The sequence below is a fragment of the Streptomyces sp. NPDC086787 genome, from assembly GCF_044745865.1.
Lineage (GTDB): Bacteria > Actinomycetota > Actinomycetes > Streptomycetales > Streptomycetaceae > Streptomyces.
The window spans coordinates 1,103,266-1,128,404 of record NZ_JBIVBC010000001.1; the positions used below are offsets into that span (position 1 = coordinate 1,103,266).

Annotated in this window: 22 protein-coding genes and 1 pseudogene; 12 read left to right on the plus strand and 11 right to left on the minus strand. The window is 71.7% G+C overall.

Annotated elements, in window-relative coordinates; genetic code table 11:
• Window positions 1–258: 258 nt before the first annotated feature.
• From ACIPK3_RS05120 to ACIPK3_RS05130, 3 genes are all read right to left on the minus strand, one after another.
• Window positions 259–876 (minus strand): Tat pathway signal sequence domain protein, encoded by a 618-nt coding sequence (locus ACIPK3_RS05120; RefSeq protein ID WP_402566634.1) that lies wholly within the window; start codon window positions 874–876, stop codon window positions 259–261.
• A 290-nt stretch (window positions 877–1,166) separates the two neighbouring features.
• Window positions 1,167–1,658 carry a hotdog fold thioesterase gene (locus ACIPK3_RS05125; RefSeq protein ID WP_402566635.1) on the minus strand — a complete coding sequence of 164 codons (492 nt, stop codon included), beginning with the start codon at window positions 1,656–1,658 and terminating at the stop codon, window positions 1,167–1,169.
• Window positions 1,659–1,720: 62 nt separating this feature from the next.
• Window positions 1,721–4,000 (minus strand): FdhF/YdeP family oxidoreductase, encoded by a 2,280-nt coding sequence (locus ACIPK3_RS05130; protein ID WP_402566636.1) that lies wholly within the window; start codon window positions 3,998–4,000, stop codon window positions 1,721–1,723.
• Window positions 4,001–4,174: 174 nt separating this feature from the next.
• Between ACIPK3_RS05130 and polA the strand changes: the two genes are divergently transcribed.
• Window positions 4,175–6,898, plus strand: a complete 2,724-nt coding sequence (polA, locus tag ACIPK3_RS05135; protein WP_402566637.1) for a DNA polymerase I — start codon at window positions 4,175–4,177, stop codon at window positions 6,896–6,898.
• 177 nt (window positions 6,899–7,075) lie between these two features.
• Window positions 7,076–7,429, plus strand: coding sequence for a hypothetical protein (locus ACIPK3_RS05140; RefSeq protein WP_402566638.1), 354 nt, complete (start codon window positions 7,076–7,078; stop codon window positions 7,427–7,429).
• On the opposite strand, the gene ACIPK3_RS05145 is transcribed toward ACIPK3_RS05140, so the two are convergent.
• Window positions 7,371–8,207 carry a DUF4184 family protein gene (locus ACIPK3_RS05145; protein WP_402566639.1) on the minus strand — a complete coding sequence of 279 codons (837 nt, stop codon included), beginning with the start codon at window positions 8,205–8,207 and terminating at the stop codon, window positions 7,371–7,373. The genes ACIPK3_RS05140 and ACIPK3_RS05145 overlap by 59 nt on opposite strands.
• A gap of 306 nt (window positions 8,208–8,513) precedes the next feature.
• On the opposite strand from ACIPK3_RS05145, the gene ACIPK3_RS05150 reads away from it, so the two are divergent.
• The 3 genes from ACIPK3_RS05150 (at window position 8,514) to ACIPK3_RS05160 (ending at window position 11,553) form a co-directional block, all read left to right on the plus strand.
• Entirely contained in the window at window positions 8,514–10,241 is a 1,728-nt protein-coding gene (locus ACIPK3_RS05150) for a lytic murein transglycosylase (RefSeq protein WP_402566640.1), read from the plus strand.
• Between the two features lie 159 nt (window positions 10,242–10,400).
• Entirely contained in the window at window positions 10,401–10,535 is a 135-nt protein-coding gene (locus ACIPK3_RS05155) for an SPW_0924 family protein (RefSeq protein ID WP_402566641.1), read from the plus strand.
• 25 nt (window positions 10,536–10,560) lie between these two features.
• A complete protein-coding gene (locus ACIPK3_RS05160; RefSeq protein ID WP_402566642.1) occupies window positions 10,561–11,553 on the plus strand; it encodes a DUF3068 domain-containing protein in 993 nt (330 codons plus the stop codon).
• On the opposite strand, the gene hrpB is transcribed toward ACIPK3_RS05160, so the two are convergent.
• A complete protein-coding gene (gene hrpB / locus ACIPK3_RS05165) occupies window positions 11,543–14,038 on the minus strand; it encodes an ATP-dependent helicase HrpB (RefSeq protein WP_402566643.1) in 2,496 nt (831 codons plus the stop codon). The two genes, ACIPK3_RS05160 and hrpB, sit on opposite strands and share 11 nt — an antisense overlap.
• Window positions 14,039–14,153: 115 nt before the next feature.
• Window positions 14,154–15,056, minus strand: coding sequence for a class I SAM-dependent methyltransferase (locus tag ACIPK3_RS05170; protein ID WP_402566644.1), 903 nt, complete (start codon window positions 15,054–15,056; stop codon window positions 14,154–14,156).
• Window positions 15,057–15,284: 228 nt separating this feature from the next.
• Between ACIPK3_RS05170 and rpsA the strand changes: the two genes are divergently transcribed.
• From rpsA to ACIPK3_RS05190, 4 genes are all read left to right on the plus strand, one after another.
• Window positions 15,285–16,778, plus strand: coding sequence for a 30S ribosomal protein S1 (gene rpsA, locus ACIPK3_RS05175; RefSeq protein WP_402566645.1), 1,494 nt, complete (start codon window positions 15,285–15,287; stop codon window positions 16,776–16,778).
• A 229-nt stretch (window positions 16,779–17,007) separates the two neighbouring features.
• Window positions 17,008–17,946 carry a PAC2 family protein gene (locus tag ACIPK3_RS05180; protein WP_402566646.1) on the plus strand — a complete coding sequence of 313 codons (939 nt, stop codon included), beginning with the start codon at window positions 17,008–17,010 and terminating at the stop codon, window positions 17,944–17,946.
• A gap of 21 nt (window positions 17,947–17,967) precedes the next feature.
• On the plus strand, window positions 17,968–18,582 hold the full coding sequence (coaE, locus tag ACIPK3_RS05185; protein WP_402566647.1) for a dephospho-CoA kinase: 615 nt from the start codon (window positions 17,968–17,970) through the stop codon (window positions 18,580–18,582).
• Between the two features lie 50 nt (window positions 18,583–18,632).
• A complete protein-coding gene (locus ACIPK3_RS05190; protein ID WP_402566648.1) occupies window positions 18,633–19,013 on the plus strand; it encodes a tetratricopeptide repeat protein in 381 nt (126 codons plus the stop codon).
• Between the two features lies 1 nt (window position 19,014).
• On the opposite strand, the gene ACIPK3_RS05195 is transcribed toward ACIPK3_RS05190, so the two are convergent.
• Window positions 19,015–19,311 carry a DUF6343 family protein gene (locus tag ACIPK3_RS05195; RefSeq protein ID WP_402566649.1) on the minus strand — a complete coding sequence of 99 codons (297 nt, stop codon included), beginning with the start codon at window positions 19,309–19,311 and terminating at the stop codon, window positions 19,015–19,017.
• 65 nt (window positions 19,312–19,376) lie between these two features.
• Between ACIPK3_RS05195 and ACIPK3_RS05200 the strand changes: the two genes are divergently transcribed.
• Window positions 19,377–19,844 carry a DoxX family protein gene (locus ACIPK3_RS05200; protein WP_402566650.1) on the plus strand — a complete coding sequence of 156 codons (468 nt, stop codon included), beginning with the start codon at window positions 19,377–19,379 and terminating at the stop codon, window positions 19,842–19,844.
• An 8-nt stretch (window positions 19,845–19,852) separates the two neighbouring features.
• On the opposite strand, the gene ACIPK3_RS05205 is transcribed toward ACIPK3_RS05200, so the two are convergent.
• On the minus strand, window positions 19,853–20,416 hold the full coding sequence (locus tag ACIPK3_RS05205; protein ID WP_402566651.1) for an RNA-binding S4 domain-containing protein: 564 nt from the start codon (window positions 20,414–20,416) through the stop codon (window positions 19,853–19,855).
• 70 nt (window positions 20,417–20,486) lie between these two features.
• Between ACIPK3_RS05205 and ACIPK3_RS05210 the strand changes: the two genes are divergently transcribed.
• On the plus strand, window positions 20,487–21,272 hold the full coding sequence (locus tag ACIPK3_RS05210; RefSeq protein WP_402566652.1) for a uracil-DNA glycosylase: 786 nt from the start codon (window positions 20,487–20,489) through the stop codon (window positions 21,270–21,272).
• An 8-nt stretch (window positions 21,273–21,280) separates the two neighbouring features.
• Here the strand turns inward: ACIPK3_RS05210 and ACIPK3_RS05215 are convergent, their stop codons facing one another.
• The 3 genes and pseudogenes from ACIPK3_RS05215 to ACIPK3_RS05225 all read right to left on the minus strand — a co-directional run.
• The gene (locus tag ACIPK3_RS05215) at window positions 21,281–22,777 is read right to left on the minus strand and encodes a LamG domain-containing protein (RefSeq protein WP_402566653.1); all 1,497 of its coding nucleotides are present in this window, start codon (window positions 22,775–22,777) and stop codon (window positions 21,281–21,283) included.
• A 108-nt stretch (window positions 22,778–22,885) separates the two neighbouring features.
• Window positions 22,886–23,347 carry a GNAT family N-acetyltransferase gene (locus ACIPK3_RS05220; protein ID WP_402566861.1) on the minus strand — a complete coding sequence of 154 codons (462 nt, stop codon included), beginning with the start codon at window positions 23,345–23,347 and terminating at the stop codon, window positions 22,886–22,888.
• A gap of 78 nt (window positions 23,348–23,425) precedes the next feature.
• Window positions 23,426–23,758: pseudogene (locus ACIPK3_RS05225) on the minus strand (RidA family protein); the annotation flags it as partial.
• A 188-nt stretch (window positions 23,759–23,946) separates the two neighbouring features.
• Here ACIPK3_RS05225 and ACIPK3_RS05230 point away from each other — a divergent pair.
• The gene (locus ACIPK3_RS05230) at window positions 23,947–25,116 is read left to right on the plus strand and encodes a cytochrome P450 (RefSeq protein WP_402566654.1); all 1,170 of its coding nucleotides are present in this window, start codon (window positions 23,947–23,949) and stop codon (window positions 25,114–25,116) included.
• Window positions 25,117–25,139 lie beyond the last annotated feature (23 nt).

Sequence of the window (25,139 nt, forward strand, 5' to 3'; positions counted from 1 at the left end):
CCCGTGGAAACGGCCGAGTCTCCCGCGGAGTCGAACTGAGAATCCGACGTCGTGGTGACTGGCCGTGACTCTAAGCGTGTGTGGGGAACGTGGAGGAGTGTCTGACGAATGCTGTGACGCTCTTGTTATGACACGAGGTAACGCACAGCGGTACACGATGAGGGGAACAATGGAATTAAGCCTGATTCGCCCTGTCCGCATGGTGAGAATCCGCAGGACCCGCGCCGATCTGTTCAGGTGTCTCAAGGGTTTTGGTGATTACCTGGAATTGTTGCCGCAGGCGACCTGTACCGCTTCGGAGAGGTGCCGGGCGTAGCGCGGCCCGAGGATGAAACTCTGTACCTGCATTGCCCGCGCATTACGTAGAGTTACTTGCAGGAAAGGCAGCCCGGCGTCCTTGGGTACCGTTCCGCATTCCGTCACATGCATGGTTATTGTGATCTTGCGAGGGGCCCCGGCCTCCGTTTCGAAGGGCGCGCGCGGTGTCACGGTCAGCGCCAGCCCGGCGTACGGCTGGGTCACCCGGGTCACGGTCACCGGGGGTCCCGCCAGGACGGTGAGGGACACCGCGAAGCTGAAGCTGCGGGGCGGGGCGCCGGCCGGGGTGGGCCGGCCGCTCAGGAAGGACACGGACACCGCCTGCGCGGGGTACGGAGGCTCGGGCGGGGGAGGCTGCCGCGGGCGGGTCGCGTAGAGATATCCGCCGCCCGTGAGAAGGGCGGCGGCCGCGAACACGGCCACTACGGCGCGGCGGTGACGGGAGTACAGCGGCGCGAGGCGCGCGCGTACGCGCCCCGGCGGGCGGACGGCACCGGGGGCGTCCCCGCCCCCCGCGCTCGTGCCTTCCCCCGGCTCGACGGGGCCGACGCCGCTCACCGCCACGGACCTTCGCTGGGGGATCCGTGACGGTGGAGGGCGGCACCGGCGGTGCGCGTCCGACGGTCGATCAACTCGTGCGCGGCCGAAGCGCCCTGACCGCGTTTCACCGGGCGCGCCGCGTCAACGACCTGACGCAGGATCTCGTACTGCCCGTGGGACAGCCCCATCGACATGGGGGCGACGCTAAGGGGAAGGGAGGGCGAGGGGCAACGCCTCGGTGACGGGCGGTTCAGGGACCGCCGGGTACGGGCCCGCCCGTGCCGGGTCTCGGTCCGGACGGGCCGGGCTCAGCCCTGGACGGGCCGCGCGTGCGCCTCGTCGCCCGCCTTCACGTCACGCAGCAGGCAGGTCAGCCGGGCGGTGCACACCCTGCGGCCCTGCTCGTCGCTGATCACGATCTCGTACGTCGTCGTGGACCGCCCCCGGTGTACGGGCGTGGCCACGCCGGTCACCAGGCCCGAGCGCGCCCCGCGGTGGTGCGTGCAGTTGAGGTCGACACCCACCGCGATCTTGGAGCTGCCCCCGTGGAGCATCGCGCCCACCGAGCCCAGGGTCTCCGCCAGCACGGCGGACGCGCCTCCGTGCAGCAGCCCGTACGGCTGGGTGTTGCCCTCCACCGGCATGGTCCCGACGACCCGATCCGCGGACGCCTCGACGATGTTCACGCCCATCCGCGTGCCGAGGTGGCCCGCGGAGAAGAGCGCCGGCAGGTCGACCCCGAGCGCCGCGTACTCGTCGATGACCTCCTGCGGGAACTTCGCGCTCTGCTGCTCACCCATGAACCCGGCTCCGTTCGTCGTACACCTGGCTGTGTACACCTGTCTGTCGGCTGAGCAAACGCTCAGTCGGTCGCCGATTGTTCCAGACGCACGACGACGGACTTGCTGGCCGGGGTGTTGCTGGTGTCGGCCGTGGCGTCCAGCGGCACCAGCACGTTGGTCTCCGGGTAGTACGCCGCCGCGCAGCCCCTGGCCGTCGGGTAGTGCACGACCCGGAAGCCGGGCGCCCGCCGCTCCACACCGTCCCGCCACTCGCTCACCAGGTCCACGTAGGAGCCGTCCGCGACGCCCAGCTCCCGCGCGTCCTCGGGGTTGACCAGCACCACCCGGCGGCCGTTCCGGATGCCCCGGTAGCGGTCGTCGAGGCCGTAGATCGTGGTGTTGTACTGGTCGTGCGAGCGCAGCGTCTGGAGCAGCAGCCGACCCTCGGGCAGCTTCGGGTACTCGACCGGTGCCGCGGTGAAGTTCGCCTTGCCGGTGGCCGTCGGGAACCGGCGCTCGTCGCGCGGGGCGTGCGGCAGGGTGAACCCACCGGGGCGGGCCACCCGCGCGTTGAAGTCGTCGAAGCCCGGTATCACCCGGGCGATCCGGTCCCGGATCGCGGCGTAGTCCCGCTCGAACTCCGCCCACGGCACCACGCTGCCCTCGCCCAGCACCCCGCGCGCGAGACGGCACACGATCGCGGGCTCGGACAGCAGCATCGGGCTCGCCGGCTCCAGCCTGCCGCGCGAGGCGTGCACCATGCCCATCGAGTCCTCGACGGTCACGAACTGCTCGCCGCCCGACTGGACGTCCCGCTCGGTGCGCCCGAGCGTCGGCAGGATCAGCGCCCGCGCGCCCGTCACGACGTGCGAGCGGTTCAGCTTCGTCGACACGTGCACGGTCAGCCGCGCGCGGCGCATGGCCGCCTCGGTCACCTCGGTGTCCGGCGAGGCGGCGACGAAGTTGCCGCCCATGGCGAAGAACACCTTGGCGTCACCGTCGCGCAGCGCGCCGATGGCCCGCACGACGTCATAGCCGTGCTCGCGCGGCGGGGCGAACCCGAACTCCTTCTCCAGGGCGTCCAGGAAGGCCGGCGCGGGCCGCTCGAAGATGCCCATGGTGCGGTCGCCCTGCACGTTCGAGTGACCGCGCACCGGGCACACACCCGCTCCCGGACGGCCGATGGCGCCGCGCAGGAGGAGGAGGTTGACCACTTCACGGATGGTCGGCACGGAGTGCTTGTGCTGGGTGAGCCCCATGGCCCAGCAGACGATGGTGCGCTCGGAGGCGAGCACCATCCGCAGGGCTTCCTCGATCTCCGCGCGCGTGAGACCGGTCGCCGTCAGCGTCTCGTCCCAGTCGGCCGCGCGGGCGGCCGCGGCGAACTCCTCGAACCCGTGCGTGTGGGTGTCGACGAAGTCCTGGTCGACCGCGCCCTCGGTCTCCAGGACCAGTCTGTTGAGGAGGCGGAAGAGGGCCTGGTCGCCGCCGATCCGAATCTGCAGGAAGAGGTCGGTCAGCGCCGTGCCCCTGAGCATGCCCTGCGGGGTCTGCGGGTTCTTGAAGCGTCCCAGTCCAGCCTCGGGCAGCGGGTTCACGCTGATGATCTTCGCGCCGCCCGCCTTGGCCTTCTCCAGGGCGGAGAGCATCCGCGGGTGGTTGGTTCCGGGATTCTGTCCGGCGACGATGATCAGGTCGGCCTTGTGGAGGTCTTCCAGCAGGACACTGCCCTTGCCGATGCCGATCGTCTCGTTCAGCGCCGAACCGGACGACTCGTGGCACATGTTCGAGCAGTCCGGCAGGTTGTTCGTGCCCAGCTCGCGTGCGAACAGCTGGTACAGGAACGCGGCTTCGTTGCTCGTGCGCCCCGAGGTATAGAAGACGGCCTCGTCGGGGGAGCCGAGGGCGGCTATCTCCTCGGCGACGATGCCGAAGGCGCGCTCCCAGGACACCGGCTCGTAGTGCTCGGCGCCCTCGGGCAGATACATGGGATGGGTGAGCCGGCCCTGCTGGCCCAGCCAGTAACCGCTGCGGTTCGCCAGACCGGCCACGCTGTGCTCGGCGAAGAACTCCGGGGTGACCCGGCGCAGTGTCGCCTCCTCGGCCACCGCCTTCGCGCCGTTCTCGCAGAACTCCGCCGCGTGCCGGTGCTCCGGCTCCGGCCACGCACAGCCCGGACAGTCGAAGCCGTCCTTCTGATTGACGCGCAGCAGGGTCAGCGCGGTGCGCCTCACGCCCATCTGCCGCTGGGCGACGCGCAGCGTGTGACCGATGGCGGGCAGCCCGGCCGCGGCCTGCTGCGGCACCGCGACCTGCGGCGCGTCCTGTACCGGATCGCTCTTCGGTGGCCTCGTCGCCATCGCGCGCTCCCCCTTCGAGTGCGTGTGCCGTGCCGTGGACACTCCCGTCGGCCGGTCGGGCCCGATCCTCCCACGCGGCACCGACAGCGATCGAGACCGGGCCCGGTGCCGGGCACCGCCCGCCCGAGCGGCCGCGGGTCCCGGCTGTCAGTGCGGCGTGGCAGGATCGGGTCCGTGGCAGAGACAGCATCGAAGAAGACCGACAAGACCTCCGGCGGCCGGCCCCGGCTGATGCTCATGGACGGGCACTCACTTGCCTACCGTGCGTTCTTCGCGCTGCCCGCGGAGAACTTCACGACGGCGACCGGCCAGCCGACGAACGCGATCTACGGCTTCGCCTCGATGCTGGCCAACACGCTCCGTGACGAGGCGCCCACGCACTTCGCGGTCGCCTTCGACGTGTCCCGCAAGACATGGCGCTCCGAGGAGTTCACCGAGTACAAGGCGAACCGCTCCAAGACCCCGGACGAGTTCAAGGGGCAGGTGGAGCTGATCGGCGAACTGCTGGACGCCATGCACGCCCAGCGGTTCGCGGTCGAGGGCTTCGAGGCGGACGACGTGATCGCCACGCTCGCCACCCAGGCCGAGGCCGAGGGCTTCGAGGTGCTGATCGTCACCGGCGACCGCGACTCGTTCCAGCTGGTCACCGAGCACACCACGGTGCTGTATCCGACGAAGGGAGTCTCGGAGCTGACCCGGTTCACCCCGGAGAAGGTTCTCGAGAAGTACGGGCTGACGCCCGCCCAGTACCCCGACTTCGCGGCGCTGCGCGGCGACCCGTCCGACAACCTCCCGGGCATCCCCGGCGTCGGCGAGAAGACGGCCGCCAAGTGGATCAACCAGTTCGGTTCGTTCGCGGAGCTGGTCGAGCGCGTGCAGGAGGTCAAGGGCAAGGCCGGCCAGAATCTGCGCGACCACCTGGAAGCGGTCAAGCTCAACCGCCGGCTCACCGAGCTGGAGCGCGACGTGAAACTGCCCAGGGCGGTCACCGACCTGGCGCGCGCGCCGTACGACCGCAAGACGGTCACGATGGTCCTGGACACCCTGGAGATCAGGAACCCCTCCCTGCGCGAGCGCCTCTTCGCCGTCGACCCCGGCGCCGAGGAGGCCGAGGCCACCCCGGTCGTCGCGGCGGGCGTGGAGCTGGACGGCACCGTGCTCGGCACCGGCGAGCTGGCCCCATGGCTCGCCGAGCACGGCGCGCGGGCCCTCGGTGTCGCCACGGTCGACACCTGGGCGCTGGGCACCGGAGCGGTCGCCGAGGTCGCGCTCGCCACGGCCGACGGGCCGGCCGCCTGGTTCGACCCGGCCCAGCTGGACGAGGCCGACGAGAACGCGTTCGCCGCCTGGCTGGCCGACGCGGACCGGCCCAAGGTGCTGCACAACGCCAAGGGCGTCATGCGGGTCGTCGCCGAGCACGGCTGGCGCGTCGAGGGCGTCACCATGGACACCGCGCTCGCGGCCTACCTGGTCAAGCCGGGCCGCCGCTCCTTCGACCTGGACGCGCTGTCCCTGGAGTACCTCGGCCGGGAGCTGGCGCCCGCCGCCACGGCGGACGGCCAGCTGGCCTTCGGCGCGGACGACGGCGCCGAGGCCGAGGCCCTCATGGTCCAGGCGCGCGCCGTCCTCGACCTGGGCCAGGCCTTCGAGGGCCGTCTCCAGGAGGTCGGCGCGGCGGATCTGCTGCGGGACGTCGAGCTGCCCACCTCCGCGCTGCTCTCCGCGATGGAGCGGCACGGCATCGCGGCCGACCGCTCGCATCTGACGGCGATGGAGGAGATGTTCGCCGGTGCGGTGCAGCAGGCGGTGAAGGAGGCGCACGCCGCCGCCGGGCACGAGTTCAACCTGGGCTCGCCCAAGCAGCTCCAGGAGGTCCTCTTCGGCGAGCTGGGCCTGCCCAAGACCAAGAAGACCAAGACCGGCTACACCACCGACGCGGACGCCCTGGCCTGGCTCGCCACCCAGACCGACAACGAACTCCCGGTGATCATGCTGCGCCACCGGGAGCAGGCGAAGCTGCGTGTGACGGTCGAGGGCCTGATCAAGACCATCGCGGGCGACGGCCGTATCCACACCACCTTCAACCAGACGGTGGCCGCGACCGGCCGCCTGTCCTCCACGGACCCGAACCTCCAGAACATCCCGGTCCGTACGGACGAGGGCCGCGCGATCCGCCGCGGCTTCGTCGTCGGTGAGGGCTTCGAGTCCTTGATGACCGCCGACTACAGCCAGATCGAACTGCGCGTGATGGCCCACCTCTCCGAGGACGAGGGCCTGATCGAGGCGTTCACCTCCGGCGAGGACCTGCACACCACCGTCGCCTCACAGGTGTTCTCCGTGGAGCGCTCCGCCGTCGACGCGGAGATGCGCCGCAAGATCAAGGCGATGTCCTACGGCCTGGCCTACGGGCTGTCGGCCTTCGGCCTCTCCCAGCAGCTGAACATCGAGGCGGCCGAGGCACGGGCCCTGATGGACACGTACTTCGAGCGCTTCGGCGGCGTACGGGACTATCTGCGGCGTGCGGTCGACGAGGCGCGGGCGACGGGCTACACGGCGACGCTCTTCGGCCGCCGTCGCTACCTCCCCGACCTCAACAGCGACAACCGCCAGCGCCGCGAGGCGGCCGAGCGCATGGCCCTGAACGCGCCCATCCAGGGCACGGCGGCGGACATCGTCAAGATCGCCATGCTCAACGTCGGACGCGCACTGCGGGAGGCGGACCTCAGCTCCCGCATGCTCCTCCAGGTCCACGACGAAATCGTCCTGGAGATCGCCCCCGGCGAGCGAGCCGCCACGGAGGAGATCGTCCGCCGCGAGATGGCGAGCGCGGTCCGGCTGAGGGCACCCCTGGACGTCTCGGTGGGCGTCGGCCCGGACTGGGAGTCGGCCGCGCACTGACCACCGGCCCGCCGGAGAGGGCGCTGTCACCGGCCGACAGCGACAGCGCCCCCTCCGGCGCACCGCCCCCCCATCACCGCCCCGGCCACCCGGTCACCGCCCGGCCCCGCAGGGACCCGTCACTCACGTGGACCCCGTCAGAACGCCCCTCGCACCCCGGGCGGCAAGGATGCGGGCATGGGTATACGCATGCTCCACCGCCGGGCGGCCCAGGCGCGGACCACGCCACAAGCGGACGCCGCCGCGCCCACGCCGATGCCGTCCTCGCGGATCCCGGCCCTCGCGGCCGACGCAAGCACCGCCCGCATCCCCGCCGACCGGACCGCGGCCGTACGCAAGAGGGCCACACGCCTCAGACACCGGTTCGCCGGGCGCCAGTGGGCCGACCTCTGCCGCGGCTACCTCGCGCTGCTCCTCGCCCTGCTTCCGAAGCCGCGCCCGCCGCGCAGGATGACCGTCTTCGTGGCGCCGCTCACCGAGCGCCCGAACGCTGCGGCTCCGCGGGCGCCCGAACCGGACGCCACACCCTGACCCCCACGGCGTACAGCAGCACCCCCAGCACCAGTCCCGCGCCCGCCCCGAAGCACACCGTCGGCACCACCGCCCAGGGCTTCGCCGCGACCCCGCCCGGGCTCCCCGACCACAGCGCCACCCGCTGCGCCGCCCCCGCCGCGGCGCAGCCGCCGAGTACGGCCCCGGCCAGCCGGCGGTCCCGTGCGGACAACGGCGGCACCCCCACCGGTTCGGCCGAGGGAGCCCGCCGTACCGCGTGCGCCAGGAACGCGGCGATCGCGACAGCGGCCGCCGCCGAACCGCCGTACTGGAGGTACCAGTACAGCGGCATGCCCGCCAGCTCCTGCCCGAGGGCCGGGAACAGCCGCATCCCCCATCGGTCGAGGTGGGTGAAGGCGTCCCACACGACATGCGTCAGCGCGCCGAGCACCGCCGACACGTACCACCACACGACCGAGGACGGCCGTACCTGTGCGCGGGGCGTCCCGCAGCGCAGCAGCGCGGCCACCCTGCCCTGCCGGGCCCGCGGCAGCAGCGCGACCAGCGGCTCCCGGGCCAGCAGCCACAGCCCGACCAGCGCCCACGTGATCAGCACGTCGACGGTGAAGACACCGGCGAACGAGTGCGTCACCTCCCCGAACTCCATCGCACCCGGCAGGACGCTCGCCGCGTAATAGGTCATGTCGGGAGAGAACGAGCCCGCCACGAGTACCGCGGGAACCAGCCTGCCCCGGCCGGATCCGTCCCCGCGCACCGCCGGCAGGACGGCGGCCGCATGGCTGAGAGTGAATGGCAACGGGTCTCCCTGGAAAGGATGTTGGCCGAATTTCACCCGGCACACATGTCCGTCAAGTATGGGCGAGGACAACTCGGAACAACGGAACCTGTCGGGCCGGTGAAAACCGGGCGCCACCGGGTGCCCCCGCTCGGTAAGTTGCCGTAGGGTCGCCTGGGCCCATGGTGCCGGGACGCGCGAACGACGGCGCCGCCGCATCGATCGGACAGCGGGGCGGGGCAACCAGAGCGCCGGGTCAACCGTCACACCAGGGCGAGCAGACAGCAGAAGACGGACGCCCGGGCGTCCACGGGAGGGGTTCACTCGATGACGGCGCACATCGGCAAACGGTTGCGCAAGGGGGCGGCGACGACCGCCGTGGCCGCGGCAGCGGTCGCGGCGCTCTCCGCGTCCCAGGCTCCGGGCGTGACAGCCGACGACCAGGGCAGACACACCGCGGCCGGAGCCACCGTCGACACACCGGACGCGGAGACCGGCGGCAGCTCCACGGGCGACGCCACCGGCAGTTCGCCCTACTACACGGACCTGCCGCCGCTCAGCAGCCCGAAGCCCAGCCCCTCCTCCACGCCGGCCGCCGGCACCCCGGTCGTGCAGGGCGAGGCCGAGGCGGGCATCCCCGCGACCGTCCTCGACGCCTACCGCAGGGCCGCGGACAACCTGCGCGAGGCCAAGCCGGGCTGCAACCTGCCCTGGCAACTCCTCGCCGCCATCGGCAAGGTCGAGTCGGGCCAGGCCCGCGGTGGCAGCGTCGACGCGAACGGCACCACCCTGAGCCCGATCCTCGGCCCCCAGCTCGACGGAAACGGCTTCGCGCTCATCCCCGACACCGACCACGGCCAGTACGACGGCAACAGCGCCTACGACCAGGCCGTCGGCCCCATGCAGTTCATCCCGTCCACCTGGAAATGGGCGGGCCGCGACGGCAACGGCGACGGCGTGGAGGACCCCAACAACGTCTACGACGCAGCGCTCGCCGCGGGCCACTACCTGTGCCGCAACAGCTGGGACCTGTCCGACCAGAAGGACAGGAACCGGGCGATCCTCAGCTACAACGACTCGCAGGACTACCTCCACACGGTCCTGTCGTGGTTCGACTACTACACCAGGGGCACCCACTCCGTGCCCGACGGCACCGGAAGCCTGCCCTCGGGCCGCAGCGACGACCGCGCGGGCAAGAACCCGCCGCCCGCGAAGCCGGGCAGGCCGAAGCCCTCGACCCCGGGCAAGCCGCACCGGGGAACCCCGCACCCGGCCCCGGAGCAGCCGTCCAAGCCGCCGCAGACCCCCACCGACACGGTGGACCACCTGGAGGACGTGGGCACGGCCAAGCTCACCGCGATGGCCGGGGACGCCTTCACCACGAGGATCGGCGCGCGCACCGAGACCAAGGCGGGCAAGGCCGTCGGCAAGGTCCGGATCCGGTTCACCATCACCGGGGCCACGGACGCCACGTTCAGCGGCGGCGAGACCGTCGCCACGGTCGCGACCGACGCCAAGGGCGTGGCCCTCGCGCCATCGCTCCGGGCGGGCGAGAAGACCGGCGACTTCACGGTCCACGCGGCCGTCGTGGGCCGCTCCCTCCACGGCGTCGACTACCGCGCCTCGGTCACCGCGCGCGCGGCCGACGCCCTGGCCCGCACCAGCGACACCCCGCCGACCTGTGTCCCGAACGGCGAGTTCGCCGACCAGATCGAGGTGAAGGCCACCTACAAGGGCGCCGTCGCGGACAAGGTCGCGGCCACCGCGACGCTCGTCAAGTCCGCGGACGACCCGGCCGAGAACGACAAGGGTCCCTACTTCAAGGACGCCGACGGCAAGGTTGTACGCACTCTGACGGATCTCCAGACGGACACCAACGGCCTGCTCAAGCTGCCGAAGCTGTACGCGGACGACACCGCGGGCACCTTCCTGCTGCGCATCACCACCACCGGTGGCGCGACCCTGACCGTCGAGCTGACGGTCGCGGCGGCCGACCCGTCGCCCAGCCCCTCCACGAGCAGCCCGGCGAGCCCCGCTCCGAGCCACTCCGCATAGGGACACCGCACCCCGCGTTCCACCGAGGGCGCCCCTCCGTTTCACGGAGGGGCGCCCTCGTCCGCGTGCCACCTGCGTACGACGTGTTCTCATCTCGCTCCGCCATTGCTACGGTGCCCGACCTGACGACCTGTCAGGAATTGTTCGTGGGGAGGCCTCATGCGTGCTCTGATCGCCGCCGCGATCGGCCTCGCCCTCGCGCTGGCCCTGGTCGTGGCGATCACCGCCATGGGCTCACCGGACGGCGGCACGTCCCCCAGACCACTGCTCACCACGGTGCCCGCACACCCGTAACCGCCCGTCCGGGAGGGAGGCCGACATGCGCCGCACGGCCGGCCTGGTCCTGCTCGCCCTCGCCGTGTTCTGCACGGCCCTGTCCCCGCTGCTGCGCTGGTACGCCTTCCCGCGCCTGGCCAGGATTCCCGCGAACCAGTACCAGGACATGGTCCTGGAGGCCAAGGACGCCACTCTCCTCGACTACGGCACGATGCAGGCCAGGAAGGTCTCCAAGGTCACCATCGTGCAGACCCTCAAGGGCGACGTGGCGGCCTCGAAGCGGATCGGGGCGACGGCGGGCAAGGACGTCGTCGTCTGGGACGGCCTGTCCTACGTCCAGGGCCCCGACGGCAACATGGTCTCCAGCTTCCCCGAGCGCTACATCTTCGACGCCCACTCCCAGGAACCCGTCCACGCCACCGGTGAGATGGTCGACGGCGACCCGGTCACCCGCCAGGGCATCGAGTTCAAGTTCCCGTTCCTGACCGAGAAGCGGGACTACCAGTACTTCGACGCGCAGACCCGGACCGCCAACCCCATCCACTACAAGGACACCCGAACCTTCCGCGGGGTGAAGGTCTACTACTTCGAGCAGACCGTCCCCTGGACCAAGGTCCCCTTCCCCAGGACCATGCCCGTGCAGGGCATCACCCCGGAGTCGGTCGCGAAGACGGGCACGACCCGCTGGTACACCACCGTCCGCAGGTTCTGGGTCGAACCGGTGACCGGTGCCCCCGTCTACGGCGAGGAGATCCACCAGGAGGAACTGCGCGGCGGCACCCTGCTGGGCGGCCGGGACAGGGTGACGGCGTTCGCCGGGCACGTGAAGATGCGCGAGGACTACATCGAGCACACCGTGGCCCTGGTCAAGCACAACCGCACCCTGGTCCTGCTGCTCACCTCGTATCTGCCCTGGGGCCTGTTGGGCGTCGGACTCCTGCTGCTGGCGCTCGCCCTGTACCTGGAGGCACGTGGCCGCCGGCCGGACGACCCCGCTCCCGCGCGGTCCGCGGATCCGGAGCCGGTCAGCGCCTGAGCCGGGCGTTGGTGTGGCGCGTCGGCTCCGCCCCGGCAGGATCCTCCGGCCACGGATGCCGCGGATAGCGGCCCCGCAGCTCCGCCCGTACGCCCTTGTAGCCGTCCCGCCAGAAGGAGGCCAGGTCGGCGGTGACGGCCGCGGGCCGCCCGGCGGGGGAGAGGAGGTGCACGAGCAGCGGTACCCCGGCCACCCGCGGCGACTCCTGAAGCCCGAACATCTCCTGCAGCTTCACGGCGAGCACGGGCTGCTCGGGGTTCGTGTAGTCGATCCGGATCCTGGACCCGCTCGGTACGGTGATCCGCTCGGGCGCCAGTTCGTCCAGCCGCGCCGCCTCCCCGCCCGCCCAGGGCAGCAGCCGCCCGAGCGCCTCCCCGGCGTCGATCCGCGCGAGATCGGCCCGCCGCCGGGCCCGCCCCAGTTCGGGCTCCAGCCAGTCGTCCGCGCGCGCGGACAGGACCTCGTCCGACACGTCCGGCCACGGCTCCCCGAGGCGCAGCCGCAGGAAGGCCAGCCGCTGCCGGAGCACGCCCGCGTCCGGCGACCACCGCAGCAGACCGAGCCCCTCCCGCCGCAGCCCCTCGCGCAGCGCCTCGCGTACGAGGGCGGGATCGGCGTCCGGCAGCGGCCGCACCGACAGCTCGACGGCCCCGAGCCGTTCCACCCGCCGCGCCACCACGTCCCCGTCGGCCCAGTGGACCTCGTCCCGCTCCGCCAGCAGTGCCCCGGCGGCGAGCCGGGCGACGTCCTCGTCCACCGCCGCCCCGAGCCGCACGCGCGCGTGCCCGCTGCCCACCGGCCGGTCGGCGACGGCCACGGCGATCCAGGGCGCCCCGCGCAGCGGCGACCCGTCGAAGAGTTCGGCCCGGGTCCCGGACACCATGAGATACGAACCGCCGTCGAGCCGGGCGACCCGCTCGGGAAACGCGAGCGCGGCGACCAGCCCGGCGAGCCGTTCCTGTGACGAAGGCTCACGGGCAGGCTGTCGGGACACCTCCCCGGCGACGGCCCGCAACCGCCGAACCTCCGCCCGCCACCGCCCCGAGTAGGCGTCACCCCCGCCCCGGGCACCCCGCACGGCACCGGCGAGATCGTCCCCGTACTCCCGCGGAGCCTCTTCGCTGAGCAGCGCGACGACCTCCGCGGCCCGCCCGCCCCCGGCATCGAGCAGCGCCCGTCCCAGCCGGGGGTGCAACCCCAGCCGCGCCAGCCGCGCGCCCCGCTCCGTCACCCGACCGGCAGGATCCACCGCACCGACCGCCGACAACACCCCACGCGCTGCCGCCATCGCCCCGCCCGGCGGTGGATCCAGCAGCGCCAGCCCGGACGCGTCCGGATCGCCCCAGCAGGACGCCTGAAGGGCGAACGCCGTCAGGTCGGCCACCTTGATCTCCGGTGGCGGGAAACGCGGCAGCCGGGTGTCCTCGGCCTCCGTCCAGCACCGGTACACCGTCCCCGGTGCCTCACGCCCGGCCCGGCCCGCCCGCTGCCGCCCCGCCGCCCGCGAGGCCCGTACCGTCGCCAGCGCGCTCAGCCCGCGCGCGTGGTCGACGCGCGGCTCCCGGGCCAGCCCGGCGTCCACCACCACCCGCACCCCGGGCACCGTCAGCGAGGACTCCGCCACCGCGGTGGCGAGCACCACCCGACGCCGTTCGCCGGGTGCCAGCACCGCGTCCTGCACGGCCGCCGGCGCCCGCCCGTGCACCTGGAGCACCTCGACGCCGTCCAGCTCGCCCAGCCGGCCGGCCACCCGCGCGATCTCGCCCACGCCCGGCAGGAAGCACAGCACGTCCCCGGCCCGCTCGGTCAACGCCCGCCGGACCACCGAGGCCACGTGCGACACCAGTGCGGGGTCCACCCGCATCCCGTGCGGCGGTCGCACCGGACGGGCGGGCGGCGCCCACACCACCTCCACGGGATACGACACGCCGGCCGCCTCGACCACGGGCGCATCGCCCAGCAGCCGGGACCATCCCTCGGCGTCGGTCGTCGCCGACGCGGCCACCAGGCGCAGCTCCGGCCGCAGGGTCTGCCGTACGTCCCACAGGAACGCGGCCGCCGTGTCCGCGTCCAGATGCCGTTCGTGGCACTCGTCCAGCACCACCACGTCGACGCCCGCCAGCTCCTGGTCCCGCTGGAGCCGCTGAAGCAGCACCCCGGTCGTGACGACCTCCACGCGCGCGTGGGGGCCCACGACCCGCTCACCGCGCACCGTGTAGCCGACGCTCCGGCCGGTCTCCTCGCCGAGCAGCCACGCCATCCGCCGGGCCGCCGCCCGCGCGGCGATCCGCCGCGGCTCGGCCACGACCACCCGGCGCGCCGGACCCTCACCCAGCAGCCCGGCCAGCTCCAGGGGCACCAGCGTCGTCTTGCCGGTGCCTGGCGGTGCCACGAGGACCGCGGTGCCGTGCTCCTCCAGAGCGTCGTCCAGGGCGGGCAGGGCGGCGCGAACGGGAAGGGAGTCCAGCGCGTCGTAACGGATCACGCCCCCCAGTGTCGTACGACCCCCGGGCGGCCCCGGGCGCGCCCTACGCGCGCGTGCCCGGCGCCCGCCCGCACGCGCGCGGGTCGAGACAGTCAGATCCGCCCGGGCACGCGGCTCAGTCCCGTTCGCACACGAAGATCGCCGTGCCCGGGATGAGACCGCCGCGCAGCGGGGACCAGCCGCCCCACTCCGAGGTGTTCCAGGACGGCCACTCCGGCTCGACCAGGTCCACCAGACGGAATCCCGACGCCACGACGTCCCGGACGCGGTCGCCGATCGTCCTGTGGTGCTCGACGTAGACCGCCCCGCCGTCCTCGTCCTGCTCGACATACGGCGTGCGGTCGAAGTAGGAGGCCGACACCGTGAGGCCCTCGGGCCCGGGCTCGTCCGGGAAGGCCCAGCGGAGCGGGTGCGTCACGGAGAAGACGAAACGGCCGCCCGGCCGCAGCACCCGGTACCCCTCGCGCAGCACCAGCTGCGGGTCCGCCACGAACGGCAGCGCCCCGTAGGCCGAGCACACCAGGTCGAAGGAGGCGTCCGCGAAGGGCAGCGCCCCGGCGTCGGCACAGACGAGCGGAAACGATCCGCCGATCCGCAGCGCGTGCTGGAGCTGGCGGTGCGACAGGTCGAGCGCCACCGGGCGCGCTCCCTGGGCGGCCAGCCAGCGCGCGCACTGCGCCGCGCCCGCGCCGATCTCCAGGACGTCCCTGCCCTTGAGCTCCGCGGGGTCGCCGAGCAGCCCGGCCTCCAGCTCGTCGAGACCCTCGGGGCCCCACACGAAACGGTCGTCGCCGAGGAAGGTGCCGTGCTCGACCTGGTACTCGTCCGCGTTCCGGTCCCACCAGCCCCGGTTGGCCCGGGAGCTCTCCGTGACCCCGGCGGCACGCCGGGTGGCTTCCGGTTCGAACGCTTCTGACTCTTGGATGATCCGCTCCCTCGTCGTACTCTTCCCTGCAACCCTTCGAGGGTTTCTGTGCCGGGTATGTGGGGATCCGCCCCCGGTGGGGGCTTCGCGCATTGACCCTGTCCGGCCGCGCCCGTATGCTACAAGTTGCGCTGCGGGCCTGCGCACCTCAGACCTAGCAGGCTGCGCTCGCATCTGTTGTATGTCCCCTCGGTTGTCGAGGCGCCATCATCGGTTCACCGGTGGGGCGCTTCCTTGGCTGTCCGGCTTCTTCAGAGCGATACGGGCTCCCGGCGTAGCAGTACCTACGACTTCAATGTCCGTACCGGAGCCCTTTCCCACATGACGAGCAGCACCGAGACCACCGCCACCACCCCGCAGGTTGCGGTCAACGACATCGGTAACGAGGAAGCCTTCCTCGCCGCGATCGACGAGACGATCAAGTACTTCAACGACGGCGACATCGTCGACGGCGTCATCGTGAAGGTCGACCGGGACGAGGTCCTGCTCGACATCGGTTACAAGACCGAAGGTGTCATCCCGAGCCGTGAGCTCTCGATCAAGCACGACGTCGACCCCAACGAGGTCGTCGCCGTCGGTGACGAGATCGAAGCCCTCGTTCTCCAGAAGGAGGACAAGGAAGGCCGCCTGATCCTCTCGAAGAAGCGCGCCCAGTACGAGCGCGCCTGGGGCACCATCGAGAAGATCAAGGAAGAGGACGGCATCGTCACCGGTACCGTCATCGAGGTCGTCAAGGGTGGTCTCATCCTCGACATCGGCCTCCGTGGCTTCCTGCCGGCCTCCCTCGTCGAGATGCGCCGTGTCCGCGACCTCCAGCCCTACGTGGGCAAGGAGCTCGAGGCCAAGATCATCGAGCTGGACAAGAACCGCAACAACGTGGTCCTGTCCCGCCGCGCCTGGCTGGAGCAGACCCAGTCCGAGGTCCGCCAGACGTTCCTCACGACCCTCCAGAAGGGTCAGGTCCGCTCCGGCGTGGTCTCCTCGATCGTCAACTTCGGTGCCTTCGTGGACCTGGGTGGCGTCGACGGTCTGGTCCACGTCTCCGAGCTGTCCTGGAAGCACATCGACCACCCGTCCGAGGTTGTCGAGGTCGGCCAGGAGGTCACCGTCGAGGTTCTCGACGTCGACATGGACCGCGAGCGTGTCTCCCTGTCGCTGAAGGCGACCCAGGAAGACCCGTGGCAGCAGTTCGCCCGCACGCACCAGATCGGCCAGGTCGTCCCCGGCAAGGTCACCAAGCTGGTTCCGTTCGGTGCGTTCGTCCGCGTGGACGAGGGCATCGAGGGTCTGGTCCACATCTCCGAGCTGGCCGAGCGCCACGTGGAGATCCCGGAGCAGGTCGTCCAGGTCAACGACGAGATCTTCGTCAAGGTCATCGACATCGACCTCGAGCGTCGCCGCATCAGCCTCTCGCTGAAGCAGGCCAACGAGTCCTTCGGCAGCGACCCGGCCTCGGTCGAGTTCGACCCGACCCTCTACGGCATGGCCGCGTCCTACGACGACCAGGGCAACTACATCTACCCCGAGGGCTTCGACCCCGAGACCAACGACTGGCTCGAGGGCTACGAGACCCAGCGCGAGGCGTGGGAGCACCAGTACGCCGAGGCGCAGACCCGCTTCGAGCAGCACCAGCAGCAGGTCATCAAGTCCCGCGAGGCCGACGCGGCTGCCGCCGCCGAGGGTGGCGAGGCTGCGGCTCCGGCCGCGGCCGGCGGTGGTTCGTACTCCTCCGAGGGTGCCGACACCTCCGGCGCGCTCGCTTCGGACGAGGCGCTCGCCGCGCTGCGTGAGAAGCTCGCCGGCGGCCAGAGCTGAGGCTCACCGCCGCTGAGGCCTGACGCCTGAGCAGTGACCGAGGGCCCGCATCCCACCTGGGATGCGGGCCCTCGGCGTGTGCCGGGTGGTGTGTGCCCGGCCGGAACCTCGCGCGGTGGTGGACCAGCCCATGAAATGCCGCTGAAAGGTGCCTGATCAGGGGCACGGACGGGAATGCCCACGTTCCGGGCCGTGTTGACGACTACGGACACGAGGAGGAGCGGTCACAGTGCTTGATCCGCAGGGTTTGTACACGTGGGAGCCGAAGGGGCTCGCCGTCGTCGACATGGCGCTCGCCCAGGAGTCGGCCGGTCTCGTCATGCTCTACCACTTCGACGGATACATCGACGCGGGTGAAACCGGCGACCAGATCGTCGACCGGCTCCTCGACACGCTGCCGCACCAGGTCGTGGCCCGCTTCGACCACGACCGGCTCGTGGACTACCGGGCCCGCCGCCCGCTGCTCACCTTCAAGCGGGACCGCTGGACCGAGTACGAGGAGCCCGCGATCGAGGTCCGGCTCGTCCAGGACACCACGGGCGCGCCCTTCCTGCTGCTCTCCGGTCCCGAGCCGGACGTCGAGTGGGAGCGCTTCGCCGCCGCCGTACGGCAGATCGTGGAGCGCCTCGGCGTCCGCCTCTCCGTGAACTTCCACGGCATACCCATGGGCGTCCCGCACACCCGCCCGGTGGGCCTCACCCCGCACGGCAACCGCACCGAACTCGTCCCGGGCCACCGCAGCCCCTTCGACGAGGCACAGGTGCCCGGCAGCGCCGAGGCGCTCGTCGAGTACCGGCTCATGGAGGCCGGGTACGACGTACTGGGCGTCGCCGCGCACGTTCCGCACTACATCGCCCGCTCCCTGTACCCGGACGCGGCGCTGACCGTCCTGGAGGCCATCACGGCCGCCACCGGCCTGGTCCTGCCCGGCATCGCCCACGCCCTGCGCACCGACGCCCACCGCACCCAGACCGAGATCGACCGGCAGATCCAGGAAGGCGACGAGGAACTGACCTCTCTGGTCCAGGGCCTTGAGCACCAGTACGACGCCGCCGCGGGCGCCGAGAGCCGAGGCAACATGCTCGCCGAACCGGTGGACATCCCCTCGGCGGACGAGATCGGCCGCGAGTTCGAGAAGTTCCTGGCGGAGCGGGAGGGCGAGATCTAGGGACTGTCTAGACTTGCCGACATGCTGAAAGTGGGGCTCACCGGTGGGATCGGCGCGGGCAAGAGCGAGGTGTCACGGCTGCTCGTCGCCCGCGGCGCCGTGCTGATCGACGCGGACCGTATCGCGCGGGAGGTCGTCGCGCCGGGAACTCCCGGTCTGGCGGCGGTCGTCGAGGCCTTCGGCGAGGAGGTGCTCGCTGCCGACGGCAGCCTGGACCGGCCCAGGCTGGGGTCCGTGGTCTTCGCGGACCCGGACAAGCTGGCCGTGCTGAACTCGATCGTCCACCCCCTGGTCGGCGCCCGCTCCCAGGAACTGGAGGGCGCCGCGGCCGACGGCGCGGTGGTGGTCCACGACGTCCCGCTCCTCACCGAGAACGGCCTCGCACCGCTGTACGACGTCGTGGTCGTCGTCGACGCGCCCCCCGGAACCCAGCTGGACCGGCTGGTACGGCTGCGGGGGATGACCGAGGAGGACGCCCGTGCCCGTATGGCGGCGCAGGCGACCCGCGAGAAGCGCCTGGAAATCGCGGACGTCGTCATCGACAACGACGTACCCCTTGAGGCGCTGGAGCGGCGCGTTGACGAGGTGTGGGCCGCGCTGGTCCAGGAGGCGCGGGAACAGGCGCCCGGGGAATAGCGGCCCGGTACCGGGGCGTTGAACGGCTTCAGCGAGGGAAGGACTGTGCCGTGCCCGAGATCAGCGGTTCGACCGGACGTACTCCGGAGACGCACGTCATCGATTTCCGTGCCGCCGAGCAACTGCTCAACGCACGGGACCCGCGGGGCGCGGTGAAACTGCTCGACGGTGTCATCGCCGCCCACCCCGAGAACACGGCCGCACGGCTGCTGCGCGCCCGCGCCTTCTTCGCGGCCGCGCAACTGCGACCCGCGGAGCTGGAGTTCACCATCGTTCTGGAGCGCGAGCCGGACAACGCGTTCGCGCACTTCGCGCTGGCCCGTACCTACGAGCGGATGGGACGCCCCGACCAGGCCAAGCGCCACTTCCGGCTGGCCGCCGCGCTGGACCCCAACCCGGAGTACCTGAAGGCCGCGCGCTTCGACTCCTGAGTCACGAATGCCGGCGCTGCGGAGGCCGCCGCCAGGGCGGACGGTCCTCCGCCGGCCGGTAGGGCGGGACCTCACGGCCCGGCTGGTAGTGCGGGCCCTGCCGGATGTGTCTGAGGATCATGGTCATGTCGACAGCAGCGATCAGCCACAGCACACCGCAGGCGGCCGCCCAGCCGACGTGCCCGGTGAGCGCGAAGATGGTCGTGCCGAAGACCGCCCACACCACGCCCCACAGGCTCAGCCAGAACCGCGCCCGCAGGGCACTGCGCGCGGTCACGGGCTCACTGCCTGTACGCATCGTAATCACGGCTCCTCCCTACAACGTACTCCGATGAGTTTCCGTGTGAGGCCCGGTCTACCTCCATGACAACAGCAGGGACCAGACCGCCTCACTCAGGAGAACCCGTGTCCGAGACCACCGTTCCAGCCGCCCCCGTCCCGACGTCCCGCGGTCGCCGCGCCATGATCGCCCTGCGCGCGGTGCAGGTGCTCCTCGCGCTCTTCTACGCCGTCGCGAGCGCGCTGCCCAAGCTGATCGCGCACCCCTCGGCGGTCGAGTCCTTCGACCGGATCGGCTGGGGCAGCGCGGGCATGTACACCATCGGAGCCCTCGAACTCGCTGGGGCGGTGGGCCTGTTGATCCCCGTCCTGCAGTCGGTCGCGGCCATGGCGCTCAGCGCGCTGATGGTGGGCGCGTTCATCGTCCAGCTCACGGTCTTCGACGGCCAGTACGCCGCGACCCCGCTCATCCTGATCGTGCCCCTGACCCTCGTGGCCTGGGCCCGGCGCGGGCACAACAGGGAGCTGCTGCGGCTGGTGCGGCGGCCGTGACCGCCCGGTCACCGTCCCTCGGGCCGGCCTTCGGTGCTTCCGGGTCCGCCCGCTCCGCGCAGCCGCTCCAGTTCGCGACGGTCGCGCTTGGTGGGCCGTCCGGCTCCGCGGTCGCGGATGCCCACGGGGGCCGTTGCCGTGCGGGGCGGGGGCGGCGGGGAGTTGTCGACGTAGCACTGCGCGGCCACGGGGGCACCGACCCGCTTGCGGATCAGGCGCTTGACGACGACGATCCGCTCCCAGCCCTCCTGCCGCAGCCGCACCTCGTCTCCTGCGCGCACGGAATGGGCGGGCTTGACACGCTCGCCGTTCACCCGGACGTGCCCGCCACGGCAGGCGGTGGCTCCCAGGGAGCGGGTCTTGATCAGACGTACGGCCCAGATCCAGCTGTCGATACGGACACTCTCGCCGGGGGCCGGAGCGGCGGCCTCGGCGGCGGCGACCGCGGCGGCGATGTCCGGGTCCTGCCGGTCCTGCGGGTCCTGTCGGTCCTTCGGCCCCCGCGGGTCCGAGGCATCGGCCGTACCCCCGGCGCTCCGGTCCCTGTTGTCAGTCGCGTCCTCGGAAGGCATGTACCCGACCTTAACCGCATTGCCCGGGTGAACCGGACCCCTTTTCCCGGGCCCGGCATACGGTGGAGCCATGGGAACCAGCGGCCTGCCCGCCCTCGACCACCGCATCGCCGGTTGCCGGGCCTGCCCACGACTGGTCGCCTGGCGTGAGGAGGTGGCCCGCACCAGGCGCGCCGCCTACGCCGACTGGACCTACTGGGGCCGTCCGGTGCCGGGCTTCGGACCACCCGACGCCCCCCTGCTGATCGTCGGCCTCGCCCCGGCCGCACACGGCGGCAACCGCACCGGCCGCATGTTCACCGGCGACCGCTCCGGGGACGTGCTGTACCGGGCGCTGTACGAGATCGGCCTGGCGTCGCAGCCCGACTCCGTCAGCGCCGACGACGGCCTGGAACTGTACGGCGTACGCGTCACCGCGCCCGTGCACTGTGCCCCGCCCGCCAACAAGCCCACCCCCGGGGAACGCGACGCGTGCCGGCCCTGGCTGGTCCGGGAACTCGGACTGCTGTCCCCGACGCTCAGGGCCGTCGTCGTGCTCGGTGCCTTCGGCTGGCAGGCCACGCTGCCCGCGCTCGCCGAGGCAGGCTGGCACGTGCCCCGGCCCCGGCCCGCCTTCGCCCACGGCGCCCGGGTACGGCTCGACGGACCCGACGGACCCGACGGACCCGACGGACCCGACGGACCCGACGGACCCGAGGGATCGGACAGTGGGGCCGCCCTGGACCTGTTCGGCTGCTTCCACGTCAGCCAGCGCAACACCTTCACCGGCCGGCTCACGCCCGAGATGCTGCGCGAGGTTCTGGGCACGGCCGCCCGGGCGGCGGGACTCGTCACCCGGACGAGCCCGCCTCCGTAGGTCCTGCCTCAGGCGATCCGCGCCGCCGCGACCGGCCGCCGGCTCTGGGGGTACGTGTTCGAGGCGCCGCTGTTCACGCTCCACCGGTACCGGGAGAACTCGCCGGTGGTGTTGTCGGCGTAGAACATCATGTGCCCGATGCCCACGCCCTCGAAGTTCCCGACGCCCGGGTTCTCCGGGTCCTCGACGTCGTCGACCATGCGGGTGTCGGGGAACGCCGCGTAGCCGGCCTTCGCGTACACCCCGTGCGGATCCGAGGTGCAGTCGACGATCTCGACCGCGTACTGCGTCTCGCCGCTGACCGTCGAGCTCCCGGTGTAGACGCCCTTGACCTCGCGGACCATCACGATGTGACCGGTGTTCTTGGTGTCGCTGCCGCTGTAGTCGATCGCGACCAGGTCGCCCGGCCGCAGGTCGGCGACCTTGCGGATGCGCTGGAAGCGGGGACCCGCGGTGCCCTTCGTGAACGCCGTGCAGTAGTCGGCGGCCTCCGGAACCTTCTCCTGGAAGTACTGGAGGAAGTAGTCGTCCGTGGCCCAGCCGTAGGTGTGCTTCAGGAGGCCGGTCATGAACGACGAGCAGCGGGCTTTCGCGACCCAGCTCGACAGCTTGTCGGGCGTGCCCCAAGTGAGCGTCGACGACGTGCTCATGTAGTACTGGTTGTTCGCGCGGGCCGTGGTGCCGCTGATGAGGGCGACCTCGTCGGCGGTCAGCGCGCGGGAGTAGGCCCGCACGTCGTCCACCGCGCCCTTGAACCGGTTCACGTAGGCGCCGTCCCAGCGCGCCCGGCCGATGTTGAAGCCCTGCGCGGCCGCCCACGACAGGCTGGTCTCGGCGCTGCCCTTCAGCACGCCACCGACGTACAGGTGGATGTGCGTTCCGTCCCACACACCGGTGAGGTGTGTCCAGACGCCGGTTTTGGTGACGGGGGTGACGGAGACGGCGGATGCCTTGGAGCTCTGGTCCTCGCCGCGGACCTTGAACGCCCAGGTGCCGACCGTGTTGTCGTACTGGAGCAGGAAGCGGCTGGCGGAGCCGCCGTCCTGGCTCACCGCGGTGTACATGTTGGTCAGGGAGGCCGGACTGTCGCCGTCCGCCAGACGCACCCACGCCGCGACCGAGAACGGAGCGGTGGTGTCGAGGACGGAACCGGTGGCGGCGTACCCGTCCGGGTCCCCGGTGAGGGTCAGTTCGCCGCCGGCCCGCAGGGCCGACCAGCTCGCGCCCGTGCCCAGCGTGACGGGGTGCTCGTGTCCGCTGCGGTCGTCGGCGGAGCCGTCCAGCGGCCAGTGCCCGACCAGACCGTCCGTCAGATGGCCGGTGGCCAGCAGTCGCTGGTACTGCACCATCCGCTCGGCCTCCGCGAGATGCGGCGTGGTGACAGGAGTGAACGGCGTGTTCAGCGGCGCGTCGGCGGCGGCGGAACCCGCTCCCGCCAACACGCCCGTCATCGCACCGGTCCCCACCAACGCCGCTCCGCCCAACAGCCCGCGTCTGCTGATCATCCCCGCCCCTGCCCTGTGTTCATCCGAAGGATCTTGTCCGTGCCTGAATGGCGGCATGAGTGTAAGCAGCCGAGACGAGGGCGGCTCCGGGCACCCCGGGCTCAGCGGTCACGGCCGCCACACGTAACGGACATCCGGCTCCCTCTCCTCGTTGTCGGCGCCGTCCGTGAACTCGACGGCGACGAAACCGTGCCGCTCGTAGAAGCGGTGCGCGGGCTCGTTGACCTGGAAGGTCCACAGGGTGAGGCCCTGCGGGACGCGTTCCTTGGCCAGGGCGACGAACCGGTCCCCGAGGCCGCGTCCCCGCCAGTCGGGGGCGAGATAGAGCTGGGCCAGCAGATCGCCGTCCAGCACCATCACGCCCACGATCGCGCCGTCGGCGGACTCGGCCACCCAGGTCTCCAGCCGCGGCACGACCACGTCCCGGAAGTAGTCGTGCACCTCGCCGTCGGAGCGCGGCCGTACGACCGTCGGCAGCGCCGCGGAGAACGACCGCAGCCAGACATCGGCGGCGACCCTGGCGTCGGGCGCGGTGGCCCGGCGCAACACAGGTGCCGGTTCCCCGCTCACGGGCGCGGGTCCGTCCGGTACGACGGCCGTGGCCGTGATCTCCACCAGCTGTCCCGTGTAGCCGAGACAGGCCACGCCGATGAGCGTCGACGAGTGCGGTCCGACGCTCAGCCCCGACGCCTCGACCACTTCCCACACCTCGGAGAGCACGGCGGGCTCAGCGCTCACCACATACACGTCCGTGGCCACCACATGAGTCAGGTCACTGCCCAAGGAGTCGAGCTGCTCGCCCAGATTCGCGATCACCCGCTCGGCCTGCCGCACCGGATCGCCCGGTCCCACCACTTCCCCCTTCTCGTCGAGCGGCACGGCCCCGGCGAGAAACGCGAGCCGTGTACCGGTCTCCACCACGGATGCGTGCGAGTAGGCGGGCGGAGGGAAGAGACCGGGGACGGTGACACGCCTGATCATGTGGGCTCCTGATGTGGACAAGCGACAACTGACTGATCATCGGATCACCCTCCGGCCAGGGACGCATCCGAATTTTTCCGCGCGGACGACGAACGAACTCCCATGGCCTCCCACGACATCCGGCCCCGCCGAAGCACGTGACGGATCCAGGAGCACGGCATCTGACGCCTCCTCATAGGGTGGCTCCCATGGATCCCGCGGACGGCCTCATCGAGCACCCCTACGACGTCTACCGGCGACTGCGCGACACCGCACCGGTGCACCGCATCACCGGACCGGACGGCACACCGGCCTGGCTGGTCACCCGGTACGAGGACGTCCGGGCCGCCCTCGGCGACCAGCGCCTCTCGCTGGACAAGGCACATGCCACGCCGGGCACGTACAAGGGTCTCGCCCTGCCGCCCGCCCTCGACGCCAACCTCTCCAACATGGACCCGCCCGACCACACTCGCATCCGACGGCTGGTCTCCCAGGCCTTCACCCCGCGCCGCATCGAAGCGCTCCGCAAGCCGATCCGGCGCACCGCCGACGAACTCCTCGACGCTCTCGGACCGCACGGCACCACCGACCTGGTCGCCTCCTACGCCGCGCCGCTGCCCATCACCGTCATCTGCGATCTGCTCGGCATCCCGGACGACCACCGGCTGGACTTCCGGACCTGGACGGACAGCCTCGTGATCCCCGACCCGGCCCGGCCCGAGGGCGGGCGGGAGGCGGTCGCCGCCATGCTCGGCTTCTTCACCAGGCTCCTCGCCGACAAGCGCGCCACCCCCGGCGACGATCTCCTCTCCGACCTGATCCGCGTGCGCGACGAGGGGGGTGACCGGCTCACCGAGGACGAGCTCATGTCGCTCACCTTCCTCATCCTGTTCGCCGGGTACGAGAACACCGTCCGGCTCATCGGCAACGCGGTGCTGGCCCTGCTCCAGCACCCCGCACAGCTCGCCGCGCTGCGCGAGAACCCGGCGCGCATCCCGGCGGCCGTGGAGGAGTTCGCCCGTTACGAGGGCCCGGCGCTGCTCGGCATCCGGCGCTTCCCCGTCGAGGACGTGACCATCGGCGGTGTCACCGTCCCGGCCGGCGAGACGGTCTGGGTCTCCCTGTCCGCCGCCAACCGTGACCCGGCGCGCTTCCCGGACCCCGACCGTCTCGATCTCGACCGCGACACCTCCGGCCATCTCGCCCTGGGCCACGGCATCCACTACTGCCTGGGTGCGCCGCTCGCCCGCGCCGAGACGGAGATCGCGCTGGGCGCGCTGCTGGAACGGCTCCCGGACCTCGCCCTCCCCGACGAGGAACCGCGGTGGCACCCGTCCGTGCGCGCCCGAGGCCTGCGCGCGCTGCCGGTGACGTACTGACGCCGTCGGTGAGGTATTGACAC